This window comes from Pseudomonas sp. 8AS, from assembly GCF_902506505.1.
Taxonomy (GTDB): domain Bacteria; phylum Pseudomonadota; class Gammaproteobacteria; order Pseudomonadales; family Pseudomonadaceae; genus Aquipseudomonas.
In genome coordinates this window covers 977,096-991,816 of record NZ_LR733406.1, presented here as the reverse complement: position 1 = coordinate 991,816, position 14,721 = coordinate 977,096, and the positions used below count along the sequence as shown (strand labels likewise).

Here is a 14,721-nt window from a genome sequence, read left to right as displayed (position 1 = left end):
CAAGTGCCCGCGCAGCCTAGCAGAGGCGCGCCGGAATCAGTGCGCGTGCCCGGTGCGAAACAGCTTGGAGCCGCAGGCACTGCAGGGCAGCACACCCTCACCGCGCAACCACTCGGCGGATGCCCCGCACAGCGCGCAGCATAATTGCTGGCGCCGCTTGAGCAGCGGCCTGAGCCTGGCCTGGGCACGCAGCGCGGTCTTGCTCGTGCCCGGCGGACGCAGAACCTTGGTCGGGCGGGACGCCGGCATCTGCTCGATCTGCGCCAGCTCCTCGGCTGCCGCATGCCAGCCACGCAGCCAGTTGAGGTCACGATCCAGGTAGGCGCGGATCAGCTCCAGCTCTGCCGGCGTCAGGCCGCGCAACTCCAGCTCGACCGGTGCCATGTCGCGCAGGCGAGTGGCGGTTTCCGCCTCATCCAGAGCCAGGGCAAGACGCTGCAGCAGCCGCTCATAAAGCCCGCCTCCTGCCTCTGCACGCCGCAACTCTGCCATCCATCACCTCGCCCGGACGCCACCAGCCCGCCCCTTACAGCCAAGCTTAGCGCCAGCCCCGCGGCAGACCGCGTGCCGCGACAAACGGCGGCGCACAATCTGGGTTTCCCTAGGCCGCCGGGGGTCATGTATGCTACCGCGTTTCCTGTAAGCCCCCTTTTTGCCAGCCAAGTAGCCATGCACGAACAGTATTCGCCCCGTGATATCGAAGCCGCCGCGCAGTCCCACTGGGACTCGCAGAAATCCTTTGTCGTGAGTGAACAGCCGGGCAAGGACACCTTCTATTGCCTGTCGATGTTCCCCTACCCCAGCGGCAAGCTGCACATGGGGCACGTGCGCAACTACACCATCGGTGACGTGATCGCCCGCTACCAGCGCATGCAGGGCAAGAACGTGCTGCAGCCGATGGGCTGGGACGCCTTCGGCATGCCGGCGGAAAACGCCGCGATGAAGAACCAGGTCGCGCCGGCCAAGTGGACCTACGAAAACATCGACTACATGAAGACCCAGCTGAAATCGCTGGGCCTGGCCATCGACTGGACCCGCGAAGTCACCACCTGCAAGCCGGACTACTACCGCTGGGAACAGTGGCTGTTCACCCGTCTGTTCGAGAAGGGCGTGATCTACCGCAAGAACGGCACCGTCAACTGGGACCCGGTCGACCAGACCGTACTGGCCAACGAACAGGTCATCGACGGCCGCGGCTGGCGCTCCGGCGCGCTGATCGAGAAGCGCGAAATCCCCATGTACTACTTCAAGATCACCGCCTACGCGGAAGAGCTCTTGAGTAGCCTGGACGAACTGGATGGCTGGCCCGAGCAGGTCAAGACCATGCAGCGCAACTGGATCGGCAAGAGCTTCGGTGCCGACATCGTGTTCGACTACGACGCCGCCAGCGTCGGCATCGACGGCCAGCTCAAGGTCTACTCGACCCGCCCCGACACCCTGATGGGCGCCACCTATGTGGCCGTGGCAGGCGAACACCCGCTGGCCCAGCGCGCCGCCGCGAGCAATCCGGCCATCGCCGCCTTTATCGCCGAATGCAAGGCAGGATCGGTTGCGGAAGCCGATATGGCCACCATGGAGAAGAAGGGCGTGGCCACCGGCCAGTTCGTCATCCATCCGCTGACCGGCGACAAGCTGCCGGTGTTCGTCGCCAACTACGTGCTGTGGGGCTACGGCGAAGGCGCGGTGATGGCCGTGCCGGCACACGACGAGCGCGACTTCGAGTTCGCCCACAAGTACGACCTGCCGATCAAGCAGGTCTACGCCGCCGCGGACAAGGCCTACGACGCCAGCCAGTGGCAGGACTGGTACGGTGACAAGGCCGGCCTGACCACCCTCAATTCCGGCAAGTACGACGGCAAGGACTTCAGTGCCGCCTTCGACGCCATAGTCGGCGACCTGGAAGCCAGTGCCCACGGCGCGCGCAAGACCCAGTTCCGCCTGCGCGACTGGGGCATCAGCCGCCAGCGCTACTGGGGCTGCCCGATCCCGATCATTCACTGCGACGCCTGTGGCGACGTGCCGGTGCCGGAAGATCAGCTGCCGGTGGTACTGCCGGAAGACGTGGTGCCGGACGGCGCCGGTTCGCCGCTGGCACGCATGCCGGAGTTCTACAGCTGCACCTGCCCGAAATGCGGCGCGGCGGCCAAGCGCGAAACCGACACCATGGACACCTTCGTCGAGTCGTCCTGGTACTACGCCCGCTATGCCTCGCCGCAATACACCGGCGGCATGGTCGACCCGCAGGCGGCCAACCACTGGCTGCCGGTGGACCAGTACATCGGCGGCATCGAGCACGCCATCCTGCACCTGCTCTACGCGCGCTTCTTCCACAAGCTGATGCGCGACGAAGGCCTGGTCAGCTCGAACGAGCCGTTCAAGAATCTGCTGACCCAGGGCATGGTGGTCGCCGAGACCTACTACCGCACCCTGGAAAACGGCGGCAAGGACTGGTTCAACCCGGCCGACGTGGAAGTCGAGCGCGACGCCAAGGCCAAGGTCATAGGCGCTCGCCTCAAGTCCGACGGCCTGCCGGTGGAAATCGGCGGCACCGAGAAGATGTCCAAGTCGAAGAACAACGGCGTGGACCCGCAGGCCATGATCGACGCCTACGGTGCCGACACCTGCCGTCTGTTCATGATGTTCGCCTCGCCGCCCGACATGAGCTGCGAATGGTCGGACGCCGGCATCGAAGGCGCCAACCGCTTCCTGCGCCGCGTCTGGCGCCTGGCCCACAGCCTGGTCAGCGGCGGTCTCCCGACCCCGCTCGGCAAGCATGCCCTGAGCGACGAGCAAAAGGCCGTGCGCCGCGCCATCCACCTGGCCATCAAGCAGGCCAGCAGCGATATCGGCCAGCACCACAAGTTCAACACCGCCATCGCCCAGGTGATGACCCTGATGAACGTGCTGGAGAAGGCGCCGAGCGAGGCCGCCCTGGATCGCACCCTGCTGCAGGAAGGCCTGCAGACCGTGGCCCTGCTGCTGGCGCCGATCACCCCGCACATCAGCCACGAGATCTGGCGCAGCCTGGGCCACAACGGCGCGATCATCGACGCCCAGTGGCCGCAGGTCGACGAATCGGCCCTGGTGCAGGACAGCCTGACCCTGGTGATCCAGGTCAACGGCAAGCTGCGCGGCCAGATCGAAGTGCCGGCCGCGGCCTCCCGCGAGGAAGTCGAAGCCGCCGCCCGTGCCAACGAGAACGTCCTGCGCTTCACCGAAGGCGTGACCATCCGCAAGGTCATCGTCGTACCGGGCAAGCTGGTCAACATCGTGGCTAATTGAAAACGGTTGCCAACTGATTAAGCTCGGCGCCATGCCCGCATGGCGCCGTGACTCTCCAAGGGGATAGAGAATGATGAAACGGAATCTGATGGTAATCGGCCTGGCTGTTCTGCTCAGCGCCTGCGGCTTCCAGCTGCGCGGCACCGGCACTGCCGACTTCGCCCTCAAGGAAGTCGACCTGCAGGCACGCAACGCCTACGGCGACACGGTCAAGCAGGTGCGTCAGACCCTCGAAAACAGCGGCGTCAAGGTACACACCGGTGCACCCTACACGCTGAGCCTGGCGAACGAGAAGGAAAGCCAGCGCACCGCCAGCTACACCAGCAACGCGCGCAGCGCCGAGTACGAGCTGACCACCACCCTGGACTACGAGATCCGCGGCGAGAAGAACCTGCTGCTGCTCAACGACCAGCTGGAAGTGCAGACCACCTACGTCCACGACGAGAACAACCTGATCGGCTCCGACCAGGAATCCGGCCAGCTGCGCCAGGAAATGCGCCGCGAACTGGTGCAGCAGATGGTCCTGCGCCTGCAGCTGATCACCCCGGCCCAGCTCGAGCAGCTGCAGCAGGAAGCCGAAGCTAAGGCCCAGGCCGAAGCCGAGGCCGCTGCGGCCGCCCGCCGTGCCGAGCAGGAGTCGGCACCGCTGCAGTCGCCGATCCAGCTGCCGATCAGCCAGTAAGCAGACAAGGGCCGGGTAACCGGCCCTTGTCGCAAGTGATGAAGCCCGACCCGCGATGAAACTCGGCTTTCGATGAAACTGAATCCCGCCCAACTCGGCAAACACCTGCAAGGCAGCCTCGCCCCGGTCTACGTGATCAGCGGCGACGAACCGCTGCTGTGCCAGGAAGCGGCCGACGCCATCCGCGCCGCCACCCGCACCCAGGGTTTCAGCGAGCGCGAGGTGTTCCACGCCGAAGCCAACTTCGACTGGGGCCTGCTCTACGAAGCCGGCGCCAGCCTGTCGCTGTTCGCCGAGAAGCGCGTGATCGAGCTGCGCATCGCCAACGGCAAGCCCGGCGACAAGGGCACCGCCGCCATCCTCGAATACCTCGGCCGCCCGCCGGAAGACACCCTGCTGCTGATCAGCCTGCCCAAGCTCGACGGCAGCACGCAGAAGACCAAGTGGGCCAAGGCCCTGATCGAAGGCCCGCACAGCCAGTTCCTGCAGATCTGGCCGGTCGAGGCCAGCCAACTGCCGCAGTGGATTCGCCAGCGCCTGGCCCAGGCCGGCATGACCGCCAGCCAGGAAGCCCTGGAGCTGATCGCCGCGCGGGTGGAAGGCAACCTGCTGGCCGCCGCCCAGGAAATCGAGAAACTCAAGCTGCTCGCCGAGGGCAACCAGATCGACATCGCCACCGTGCAGGCCGCGGTGGCCGACAGCGCCCGCTACGACGTGTTCGGCCTGATCGAGGCGGTGCTCGGCGGCGATGCGGCCCATGCCCTGCGCATGCTCGAAGGCCTGCGCGGCGAAGGCCAGGAGGCGCTGTTCATCCTGGTGATGCTGGCCCGCGAACTGCGCCAGCTGGCCGGCCTGGCCCAGCAGATCGGCCAGGGCGTGCCCCAGGACAAGGCCTTCGCCGCCGCCCGCCCGCCGATCTGGGACAAGCGCCGACCGCTGGTCAGCAAGGCCCTGCAACGCGACTCCGCGGCGCGCTGGAACCAGCTGCTGATCGACGCCCAGCGCATCGACGCCCAGGTCAAGGGCCAGGCCCCCGGCGACGCCTGGAGCAGCCTGGGCCGCCTGGTGCTGCTGATGGCCGGCCAGCGCCTGCCGCTCAGCGAATAAGCCGGGCCTTTCTCTACCACGCAACATCAGTCACCTACTGGACATTTTTTGACCAACGGCGCATCCTCCGCGCGCTCGCATCCCGCGAGCCTCAACGAGGACATGCCATGGCCAAGAATGCCAAGCGGCCGAACAAGGCCAAATCCCTAGTCGCCCAACCCCTGTTCCGCTGCCGCCAGGAACAGGCGAAGAAAGGCAAAGGCAGCTACCGCCGCGAAGCCTCCCAGCAAAACTGGGAGGCTTCGTGCTTTATGGCGGCGTGAAATGTTAAGGTCGCGCCTTGTTCGCCAAGACCCGAGATTCGCGCAATGCCCCATGTCGCCAATGGCCGCCGGTACGCCCTGCTCATCGCCGCCACCCTCCTCGGCGCCTGCGCCGAAACCCCGCCCCAGGCCAGCCAGACACCGCTAGCCAGCCCGGCCAGCAAGGTTGCGAGCGCCCCCGCCGCGCCGCTCGCCACGGCAGTAGAGCCGACTCCGGCGATCAGCTTTGCCGACTGGCAGCAGAGTTTTCGCGACAAGGCCCTACGTGCCGGCATCCAGGCCGAGCTGTTCGACCAGGCCTTCAGCGGCATAAGCCCCGACATGAGCGTGGTCAAAGCCGACCGCAGCCAGCCCGAATTCACCCGCCCGGTGTGGGAATACATCGAAGGCGCCACCTCGCCGATCCGCCTGCGCAAGGGCCAGGCCCTGCTCGCCGAACACGCCGACACCCTGGCCGCCATCGAGCAGCGCTACGGCGTCGATCGCGAGACCCTGGTGGCGATCTGGGGCATGGAAAGCAGCTTCGGCCAGTTTATGGGCGAGCAGTCGGTGATCCGCTCGCTGGCCACCCTGGCCTACGAGGGACGTCGCCCGCAGTTCGCCGAGGAGCAGCTGCTGGCGGCCCTGCAGATCCTGCAGAGCGGCGATATCCAGCCCGGGCGCATGCTCGGCTCCTGGGCCGGGGCCATGGGCCAGACCCAGTTCATCCCCACCACCTACCTGACCCATGCGGTGGACTTCGACGGCGACGGGCGCCGCGACATCTGGAACTCCAGCGCCGATGCCCTGGCCTCCGCCGCCCACTACCTGCAGGCCTCCGGCTGGCAGTTCGGCCAGCCCTGGGGCATGGAAGTCGCCCTGCCCAGCGGCTTCGACTATGCCCTGGCCGACGAAGCCGTGCGCATGCCGGTGAGCGCCTGGATCGAACGTGGCGCCAAGGTGCCCGCCGTGGCGGTGCGCCCCGACGCCCAGGCCTACCTGTTGCTGCCCGCCGGCCACCGCGGCCCGGCCTTCCTGGTGCTGGAGAACTTCCGCGCCATCCTCAGGTACAACAACTCCTCGTCCTATGCCCTGGCCGTGGCCCTGCTCGGCCAGCGCTTCAACGGCGGCGGGCAGATCCTCGCCGACTGGCCGAGCAGCGACCGCCCGCTGGGCCGCAGCGAGCGCATGCAGCTGCAGGAGGGTCTGGCGGCCAAGGGCTACAGCCCGGGCCCGACGGACGGCATCATCGGCGCCAACACGCGCAAGGCGATTCGCGCCTTCCAGCAGAGCCAGGGCCTGCCGGCCGACGGCTACCCGACCCCGGCGCTGCTGCAGCGCTTGCGCTAACCGGCGCCACGAAACCTGCCTCCCGTCCGGCACGCCCGCCACCGCCAGTGCACAAATGAAAACGCCCGACACGAGTCGGGCGTTTTCGGCCACGCTGAAGGTCAGGCGCCCTTGAGCTTGCGCAGGTTGCCGATCACCGACTCCAGGGCCCGGTCGAACAGCAGGGCATCGTCCAGCATGCGGATCGCCGCGCGGCGGAACTCCACGGCCAGGCCCATGCGCGTCTTCTCCAGCACCTTCATGCCGGTGCGGTTGACGAAGATGTACTTGCCGGTCGGCTTGATGATGGCCGCCAGCTTGCAGCGCAGCTTGTGCTCCTCGTCTTCCATGATCTCCACCCAGCTGCCGACGCGCAGGCTGTCGACCTGCTGCAGGGTTTCGTCGTCATCGGGCAGATTGATCTCGGGCTCGCGTTCGCGCTGCTCGCCCGGGGCCAGCAGGATGATCTCCTCGACCACCTCGACCATGGCCGGCAGCGCCGGCTCGGGCTCCGCAGCCGGCAACTCGAGCAAGGCATCGAGATCGTCCGGCAGCTCATCCCCAGCCTCTTCAGCCAGAGGCATCGCAAGCGCTTCGGGCTCGACAGGCGCGCGCGTGAAGCGCTGGAAGGCCTGCACATGCACGGACTCCAGCTGACTGAAGAACTCACTGGTGACGAACGGATCGATCGCCGCCCCGGCCAACCCCTCGCGCAGGGCCTTGAGCAGGTTCGGCACCAGCTCCAGCAGACGCTGGCGGTCTTCCGGCTCCTCGTGCGGCTCGACGCTCCAGACCAGGTCATCCATCACTGCCAGCGCCGCCTGCCACTCGGCAGACTCGGCACCGTGCTTCAGGCAGCTCAGCTGCAGCACCTTGCTCCAGCCTTGCTGCAGCAGGAGCACCACCACTTCGGGCAGGGTCTTGCCCAGCAGGCGGGCATTCAGCGCCTGCTCAACCTGCTGGCGCGCCAGCTCGGCCTTGGCCCGGCCCTCCTCGGCATCGCGGGTGCGCTGTTCGAGCAGCTCGCTGCGGCGCCGCTCATCGCCGGTGAAGGCGAGGAACTCGGCGAGCAGGTCGGCGAAAATGCTCGGATCGTCGGTGAAGTCATTGAGCAGGCGCTGGACCACCTGCTCGATGCGCTGGAACAGGCTGTCGCGCCGGGCATCGTCCTGGGTGCTCCAGCCCAGCGCCGCCGAGGCGATCTCGTTGAGCAGGCGCCTGGCCGGGTGGCTGCCACGGCTGAAGAAGGTCTTGTCCAGCACCGCGACCTTGAGCATCGGGATCTGCAGGCGGCCGATCAGCGCCTTGAGCGAATCCGGCAGGGTGCGGTCGTCCAGGATGAACTCGAACAGCATGGACACCAGGTTGATCACATCCTCATCGACCTCGCCGACCACGCGCGCCTTGCCGCTCTTGGCGCTGGCGCGGGTCAGCAACAGCTCCAGCTGGTTGCGCAGGTCGAAGTCATCGGCGGCCGGCGCCCCATCGGCCGGCAGGCGCTGCTGCATATGCGAGAGCAGGCGCATCAGATCGTTGCTGGAAATCGGCAGCGCATCGGCCGGCACCGCACGACGCGGCACGGCCGCGGTCCCGCGTACGTGAGAAAGCAGTTCCTGCAGCGCGCCGAAGACCTCCTGCACGCCCTCATCGGCGAAAGCGGCGCCGCCATCACTCGCCGCAGCCGTCTCCCGGGCGGCCCGGTTGCCCGGCGCCTCGCGGCCCGGGGCGTTGCGTCGGGCCGGCAGTGCGGACTTCAGCTCCGGCAGCACGCCGGCCTCGACCAGCTGCTGGTTGGCCGCGGCATACAGCTGGTCGAGATCGGCCAGCACATACTTCTCGAAGAGCTTGAGCACGATCAGCTTGACGCGAATTTCCACCCCGAGCCCGGCACAGGCGGCCATGAACTGCTCGCAGAGCACGCGCGGGCCCAGCGGATTGCTCTTGTCATCGAGCTTCTGGCTGACGATGGCATTGCAGCGGGTGGTCAGGTGGCCCAGCGCCACCCCGTCGCGGCTGATCACCCGCGCCACCATGGCATCCAGGGCAACCGCCTCCTCCAGCACATCGTCCTGTACCAGCGACAGACTCTCGAAGGACACGCCACCCAACTGCGGGGCCTGGCCTACCTGGTACTGACTGACGACCGCGAAGCTCTCGAAGACCTTCTGCAGGAAGCTCCGCTCGATCGTCTTGCGCTTGAGACGCAAATCGCGCATCGCTTCGAAGAAGGCATTCTGTTCGGCATTGCTCGCCGCCCGATCGGCCATGTCGAAGAGTGTGTCGTCGGCATTGTCGAACAACGCCTGCAGCGCCTGCTTGAGCTGCAGAGCAGCCTTGTCGCGCACCTGGATAAGGGCCACGGGAAGCCTTCCTGCCTGCGTAGTTGGCGAATGCTCAGGGGCGACCCTGTTCAGGTGCACCACTTTCGCGTCGGTCTGCATTACGAGTCTCCCGCAGGAGCCAGCTCGGGCGGCCTGCAAACAATCAACGGGGGGGCGCTGAATCGCCAAATGCATGGCGTCAAAAAATTATGGCAAGTTTCATTATCAAGCAGGGATGCAGAATGACCAAATCACACTCGTTCCGGACATGACCCAGATCACAGCCCGCACAAGACAAGCCTACGAACGGTCGGCAACTGTCGAGTGCCACACCTTATCGGTCTAGCAGAAAGAGCACAGATTCCCCGCCACCCACCTGCACCAGCCGCCGGCTATCTCTATAATCGCGCCATCCGACAGCGGAGGCAGCCATGCCCAACCTTACCCTTGCCGAACTCGGCGCCGAGATCCAGGCCAATGTCCGTTGCGCCCTGCACGAAGACATCGGCAGTGGCGACATTACCGCCCAGCTCATTCCCGCCGAACGCCAGGCCCGCGCCACCATCATCACCCGCGAGAGCGCGGTGATCGCTGGCACCGCCTGGGTCGACGAAGTGTTCCGCCAACTGGATTCGCGCGTGAGCGTGCGCTGGCAGGTCGCCGACGGCGAGCGTGCCAGCGCCAATCAAGCGCTGTTCCATCTGGAAGGCCCGGCCCGCGCCCTGCTCAGCGGCGAACGCAGTGCACTGAACTTCCTGCAAAGCCTGTCCGCCGTCGCCACCCGCAGCCAGCACTTCGCCGATATGGTCCGCGGCACCGCCGTCAAACTGCTCGACACCCGCAAGACCCTGCCCGGCCTGCGCCTGGCGCAGAAGTACGCCGTCACCTGCGGCGGCTGCCACAACCACCGCATCGGCCTGTACGACGCCTTCCTGATCAAGGAAAACCACATCGCCGCCTGCGGCGGCATTGCCCAAGCCATTGCCAGCGCCCGACAGATCGCCCCCGGCAAGCCGGTGGAAGTCGAGGTGGAAAGCCTGGCGGAGCTGCAGCAAGCCCTGGATGCCGGGGCCAACATCATCATGCTGGATGAACTGAGCCTGGGCGACATGCGCACCGCCGTCAGCCTCACCGCCGGCCGCGCCAAGCTGGAAGCCTCCGGCGGCATCAACGAAAGCACCCTGCGCACCATCGCCGAAACCGGCGTCGACTATATCTCCATCGGCAGCCTGACCAAGGACATCAAGGCCATCGACCTGTCGATGCGACTGAGCCTGTAAAAGCACCAGCCACAAAAAAGCCCCGCTTGCGGTAATGCTGTTCACTTAAGCATCTGAGGCTTGACGGGACACTCCAGAAACCCGCTGCCAGTCATCTGGCAGCGGGTTTTTTGTGTTTTTCAGCCATGCCGAGAGGGCCGGCGCTGAAAAATTGACCCACAAAAGCTAGAAAGCAGACCAAGAAAAACGCCGCGCCCCCAATGGGAGTCGCGGCGTTTTTCTTAAGTGAACAGCATTACGCCAATTGGCGGGCTTTTTCATATGTGGTGCCGGAGACAGGAATCGAACCTGCGACCTTCGCGTTACGAGTGCGCTGCTCTACCAACTGAGCTACACCGGCGGAACCCTTTGAAAAACTAGCATTTATTCCATATTCACTTCAACAGCTGCGAAAGATCCTTGCCTGGGAACCCCTTGGCGATAGCAGCTGTCTCATCCTTGAGCTGTTGATCATAAAGACCGCCGTAATAAAGGCGCATATCGTGAATCACCTTCTGCGCTCGTTCACTGTCCCCCTGCAGCGCATAAACGATGGCCAAGCGTATCAGCACCTGATGATTAGGCCTGTAAGCCTGCAACCGCTCCAGCACCCCTCGCTCAAAATCGAGCGTTGCCGGTGACAGCTCAAAATTCGCCAGATAAATGAAATAGGCGTAAGGCTCCAGCAGAGGATCGGCAGACATGGCGTTGATGAATTGATATTCAACCGCCTCCACCTTCTCACGAACGAGATACTGCTTGAACGACCAATAGAAGCGCTCGACATACGGAACATAGATCAGAGCAAGAACCAGAGTCAGAAGCCCTACGACAACCCCGACAGGCCGCCCAAGGCGGAACTTCAGCTCCCAGCCCCTCCCTCCAAGAACTCCAAGCAGCAGTAGATTCAAGATGAAGAAAGGCATCATCCACAGGGGAAATTCGAACAGCCCATAAATGGCAAATGCAAGCAGAATGGACACGGCCAGAATGCGCTCACGCTGGCGCGAGGCATGCCATAGGCCAAGAACAGCCATGGCGACCATCACCAGCAGCCACAAGCCGCCCAAGAGGCCGAACTCCACCAACAACTGCACCACGGAGTTGTGCGAGTGGAGAAACAACCCCGGCGGCGATGCGATGCCAAGCTCCACATGCTTGACAAAGGCGGCGCCCGCGTAATTACCCGCACCCACCCCCATCAGCCAGTGATCCAAGAACAACTGCCAAGCCACTCGCCACTCCAGCAACCGCCCGGAGCTATCCAGACCACGCCCAGCCATGTCAAAAAGAGACTGATCAAGACGTGCCCCACCGAAATAAGCCGACAACAGCTCATCGACGACACCCATGACAGGGCGCAACAGCAGATAGGCAAACAACCCGGCGGCGATCACCGCAATAAAACGCCAAGCAGCAGTGGCACGCCCACTCCAGAGCGCCACAGCCAGCACCGCAGCCCAAGCCACAAGGACCGAACGCCCTCCCGAGGCAGCGATGCAATAAAGCAGCAACAACCCCAACAAGAGCAGCCAGGCGAAGCCGATGCGCCGCCTCTCGAATAGCCAGGCCAGCGCAAAAATACCCATCAAGGAGACATAGGCAAAAAAGTTGGCATGCCCAACCAAGCCGATCATGCGATTGGATGGCACATCGGGAACCAGCCAGCCCAGGCCGGACCACAGCAGGTTGTAGTGACGCAGCACCCCGCCGACAGCACTCACGACAGCCAGGCCGGCCAGGATACGCGCCAACAGCAACCCCGGCTTATCACTGGCCCAATCCACCTGGCCGCCGATCAACAGCGCAGCCAACCCGCTCAGCCAAAACACCAGGTAGCCAACCTCTCCCGAGACGAAGGCTGCCGCATGCCATGCGCCATTAAGCGCCAGCAACAGGCCATAGCCCAGCCAGAGCAGCAGCCAGGGCGAAAGGCAAATCCCGGGCGCCGACCAGAACAGGCCTGCCAGCAAGGCCAGCACAGCCAGCCCGACAAACAGCTCCTCGATAAAATTGGGCATCGGAAACAGATGCAGCGGCCAGCACAAGGCCAGCGCCACCGCCCCAAGCCCCAGCCCCCATAGTTTCATACTCAAACCTTGATCCAGCACAATTCGCCACTCACTGACATTTATTGTCACCTGCCAAGCGGCAAGCCCCGCATCGCAAGCCCCCAAGCGGCCATTTCAAGACCTGGCAAGACTCTTGCTTGAAGCATGTCAGCTGCCGATGCAGTCGTAAACACATCCACGGAGAAACTCTATGAAAGCGCAAAAAGGCTTTACCCTGATCGAACTGATGATCGTCGTTGCGATCATCGGCATCCTGGCCGCCATCGCCATCCCGGCCTACCAGAACTACATCGGCCGCTCCGAAGCGGCAACCGGCCTGGCCGCCATCGCCCCGCTGAAAACCGGTGTTGAAGATGCCTACGCCCAAGGCCTCTCCGGCGCCAGTATCGACCTGGCTCGCCTGGGCACCGCATCCACCGCCAGCCCACTGGGCACCATTTCTGTATCCACCGCATTCGCCAGCACTGGCGCAGGCGCTCTTAACTTCCTCTTTGGCACTTCCGGCCCGAAAACAAGCGGCAAGTACATTCGCTTGACTCGCGACACCACTGGCACCTGGACCTGCAGCACCGACCTGGATGCAGACTTCAAGCCGCGTAACTGCAACTAATCAGTTACGCTCCAAAAACAAGGGCGCCCTCGGGCGCCTTTGTTTTTCTTGCCAAGCCGTTTAGCCTAAGCTGCCCTAGCCAGCCAACCGCCAGCCAAGACCTCCGCCCCATGAATGAACCTCTGAACCTGAGCGGCCTCGCCAAGCACATCGCGCTCGCCGGCCTGCTGGACGACCACACCGCAGCACAAGCCCAGCAACAGGCCATGCGCAACAAGATGCCCCTGGTTACCTATCTGGTGCAGAACAAGCTGGTCAAGAGCCGCGCCCTGGCAGAAGTGGCCGCAGAACAGTTCGGCACCCCCTTTATTGACCTGAGCAGCATTGACAAGGAAGCCCAGCCGCGCGAACTGGTCAGTGAAAAGCTGGTTCGCCAGCACCGGGCCCTGCCGCTGTTTCGCCGCGGCAACAAACTCTTCATCGGCATATCCGACCCGACCAATCACCAGGCCATTACCGATATCCAGTTCAGCACCGGCCTCAACACCGAGGCGGTACTGATCGAGGACGACAAACTGGGCGATGCCATCGAGAAGTTCTTCGACGCCGGCTCAAGCGGCATGGAAGACCTGGCCGACATCGACCTGGATGGACTGGATGTCGAGGCGGTTGACGACTCCGCCGCAGACAAAGTCGGCGGTGAAGCGGCCGACGACGCCCCTGTCGTTCGATTCGTCAACAAGATGCTGCTGGACGCCATCAAGAGTGGCTCATCCGACCTGCACTTCGAGCCCTACGAAAAAGTCTACCGGGTACGCTTCCGCACCGATGGCATTCTGCACGAAGTGGCTCGCCCCCCGATTCAGCTTGCCAGCCGGATCAGTGCTCGCTTGAAAGTGATGGCAGCGCTGGACATTTCCGAGCGACGCAAACCCCAAGACGGCCGTATCAAGATGAAAATCTCGAAAAACAAGGCCATCGACTTTCGCGTCAACACCTTGCCCACCCTATGGGGCGAGAAGATAGTCATGCGTATTCTCGACCCCAGCAGTGCGCAAATGGGGATCGATGCGCTGGGCTACGAGGAAGAACAGAAAGAGCTGTACCTTGCGGCCCTCAAGCAGCCTCAAGGCATGATCCTAGTGACCGGTCCGACCGGCTCCGGCAAAACCGTCTCCCTGTATACCGGCCTCAACATTCTCAACACGGTGGATGTGAATATCTCCACCGCCGAAGACCCCGTGGAAATCAACCTCGAGGGCATTAACCAGGTCAACGTCAATCCCAAGCAGGGCATGGACTTCACCCAGGCACTGCGCGCCTTCCTGCGCCAGGATCCGGACATCATCATGGTCGGCGAGATTCGTGACCTCGATACGGCCTCGATCGCGGTAAAGGCAGCACAGACCGGCCACATGGTCATGTCCACCCTGCACACCAACAGCGCCGCCGAAACCCTGACCCGCATGCGCAACATGGGCGTGCCGTCGTTCAACATTGCCACATCGGTCAACCTCATCATCGCGCAGCGCCTGGCGCGCAAACTCTGCGGCAGCTGCAAGAAGGAAGTAGAGGTTCCTCACGACACGCTCATCAAGGAAGGCTTCCCCGAAGCCAGGATCGGCACATTCAAGATCTATGGCCCGGTCGGCTGCGAGAACTGCAAGGGCGGCTACAAGGGTCGCGTCGGTATTTATGAAGTGGTTAAAGTTACGCCGGCACTGCAGCGGATTATCATGGAAGAAGGGAATTCCATAGAAATTGCCGCACAGATGCGGAAAGATGGCTTCAATGATTTGCGCACCTCCGGTTTGGTAAAGGCCATGCAAGGCGTTACCAGCCTCGAGGAAGTCAACCGGGTAACCAAGGATTAAACC

11 protein-coding genes and 1 tRNA gene are annotated in these 14,721 nt (G+C 63.9%); 8 read left to right on the top strand and 4 right to left on the bottom strand.

Annotated elements, in window-relative coordinates; translation table 11 throughout:
- Positions 1-36: 36 nt before the first annotated feature.
- Entirely contained in the window at positions 37-492 is a 456-nt protein-coding gene (locus tag GV001_RS04570; RefSeq protein ID WP_160078464.1) for a hypothetical protein, read from the bottom strand.
- Positions 493-669: 177 nt separating this feature from the next.
- On the opposite strand from GV001_RS04570, the gene leuS reads away from it, so the two are divergent.
- From leuS to GV001_RS04545, 5 genes are all read left to right on the top strand, one after another.
- Complete coding sequence (leuS, locus tag GV001_RS04565) at positions 670-3,282, top strand: leucine--tRNA ligase (protein WP_160078463.1); 2,613 nt, start codon at positions 670-672, stop codon at positions 3,280-3,282.
- Positions 3,283-3,352: 70 nt separating this feature from the next.
- Positions 3,353-3,964: an LPS assembly lipoprotein LptE gene (gene lptE, locus GV001_RS04560; RefSeq protein WP_160078462.1), complete on the top strand. Its 612-nt coding sequence runs from the start codon at positions 3,353-3,355 to the stop codon at positions 3,962-3,964.
- Positions 3,965-4,036: 72 nt separating this feature from the next.
- Entirely contained in the window at positions 4,037-5,071 is a 1,035-nt protein-coding gene (holA, locus tag GV001_RS04555) for a DNA polymerase III subunit delta (protein WP_160078461.1), read from the top strand.
- Positions 5,072-5,178: 107 nt separating this feature from the next.
- Positions 5,179-5,334, top strand: coding sequence for an alternative ribosome rescue factor ArfA (gene arfA, locus GV001_RS04550; RefSeq protein WP_160078460.1), 156 nt, complete (start codon positions 5,179-5,181; stop codon positions 5,332-5,334).
- Positions 5,335-5,379: 45 nt separating this feature from the next.
- Positions 5,380-6,663: a lytic murein transglycosylase gene (locus GV001_RS04545; protein WP_160078459.1), complete on the top strand. Its 1,284-nt coding sequence runs from the start codon at positions 5,380-5,382 to the stop codon at positions 6,661-6,663.
- 101 nt (positions 6,664-6,764) lie between these two features.
- Here GV001_RS04545 and GV001_RS04540 read toward each other — a convergent pair whose 3' ends face one another.
- Positions 6,765-9,083, bottom strand: a complete 2,319-nt coding sequence (locus tag GV001_RS04540; protein WP_160078458.1) for a DUF1631 domain-containing protein — start codon at positions 9,081-9,083, stop codon at positions 6,765-6,767.
- Positions 9,084-9,394: 311 nt separating this feature from the next.
- Here GV001_RS04540 and nadC point away from each other — a divergent pair, with 311 nt between their 5' ends.
- Complete coding sequence (nadC, locus tag GV001_RS04535) at positions 9,395-10,243, top strand: carboxylating nicotinate-nucleotide diphosphorylase (protein ID WP_160078457.1); 849 nt, start codon at positions 9,395-9,397, stop codon at positions 10,241-10,243.
- 264 nt (positions 10,244-10,507) lie between these two features.
- Here nadC and GV001_RS04530 read toward each other — a convergent pair.
- A tRNA-Thr gene (locus GV001_RS04530) sits at positions 10,508-10,583 on the bottom strand.
- Positions 10,584-10,617: 34 nt separating this feature from the next.
- Positions 10,618-12,312, bottom strand: a complete 1,695-nt coding sequence (locus GV001_RS04525; protein WP_160078456.1) for a PglL family O-oligosaccharyltransferase — start codon at positions 12,310-12,312, stop codon at positions 10,618-10,620.
- Between the two features lie 172 nt (positions 12,313-12,484).
- On the opposite strand from GV001_RS04525, the gene GV001_RS04520 reads away from it, so the two are divergent.
- Positions 12,485-12,904, top strand: a complete 420-nt coding sequence (locus tag GV001_RS04520) for a pilin (RefSeq protein WP_160078455.1) — start codon at positions 12,485-12,487, stop codon at positions 12,902-12,904.
- 110 nt (positions 12,905-13,014) lie between these two features.
- Complete coding sequence (pilB, locus tag GV001_RS04515) at positions 13,015-14,718, top strand: type IV-A pilus assembly ATPase PilB (RefSeq protein ID WP_160078454.1); 1,704 nt, start codon at positions 13,015-13,017, stop codon at positions 14,716-14,718.
- The last annotated feature ends 3 nt before the right edge of the window (positions 14,719-14,721 follow it).

Coding starts and splice junctions, on each gene's coding strand:
- pilB (WP_160078454.1), top strand. CDS start 13,015: ATGAATGAACCTCTGAACCTGAGCGGCCTCGCCAAGCACATCGCGCTC.
- nadC (WP_160078457.1), top strand. CDS start 9,395: ATGCCCAACCTTACCCTTGCCGAACTCGGCGCCGAGATCCAGGCCAAT.
- GV001_RS04525 (WP_160078456.1), bottom strand. CDS start 12,312: ATGAAACTATGGGGGCTGGGGCTTGGGGCGGTGGCGCTGGCCTTGTGC.
- GV001_RS04520 (WP_160078455.1), top strand. CDS start 12,485: ATGAAAGCGCAAAAAGGCTTTACCCTGATCGAACTGATGATCGTCGTT.
- GV001_RS04545 (WP_160078459.1), top strand. CDS start 5,380: ATGCCCCATGTCGCCAATGGCCGCCGGTACGCCCTGCTCATCGCCGCC.
- arfA (WP_160078460.1), top strand. CDS start 5,179: ATGGCCAAGAATGCCAAGCGGCCGAACAAGGCCAAATCCCTAGTCGCC.
- GV001_RS04540 (WP_160078458.1), bottom strand. CDS start 9,083: ATGCAGACCGACGCGAAAGTGGTGCACCTGAACAGGGTCGCCCCTGAG.
- holA (WP_160078461.1), top strand. CDS start 4,037: ATGAAACTGAATCCCGCCCAACTCGGCAAACACCTGCAAGGCAGCCTC.
- lptE (WP_160078462.1), top strand. CDS start 3,353: ATGATGAAACGGAATCTGATGGTAATCGGCCTGGCTGTTCTGCTCAGC.
- GV001_RS04570 (WP_160078464.1), bottom strand. CDS start 492: ATGGCAGAGTTGCGGCGTGCAGAGGCAGGAGGCGGGCTTTATGAGCGG.
- leuS (WP_160078463.1), top strand. CDS start 670: ATGCACGAACAGTATTCGCCCCGTGATATCGAAGCCGCCGCGCAGTCC.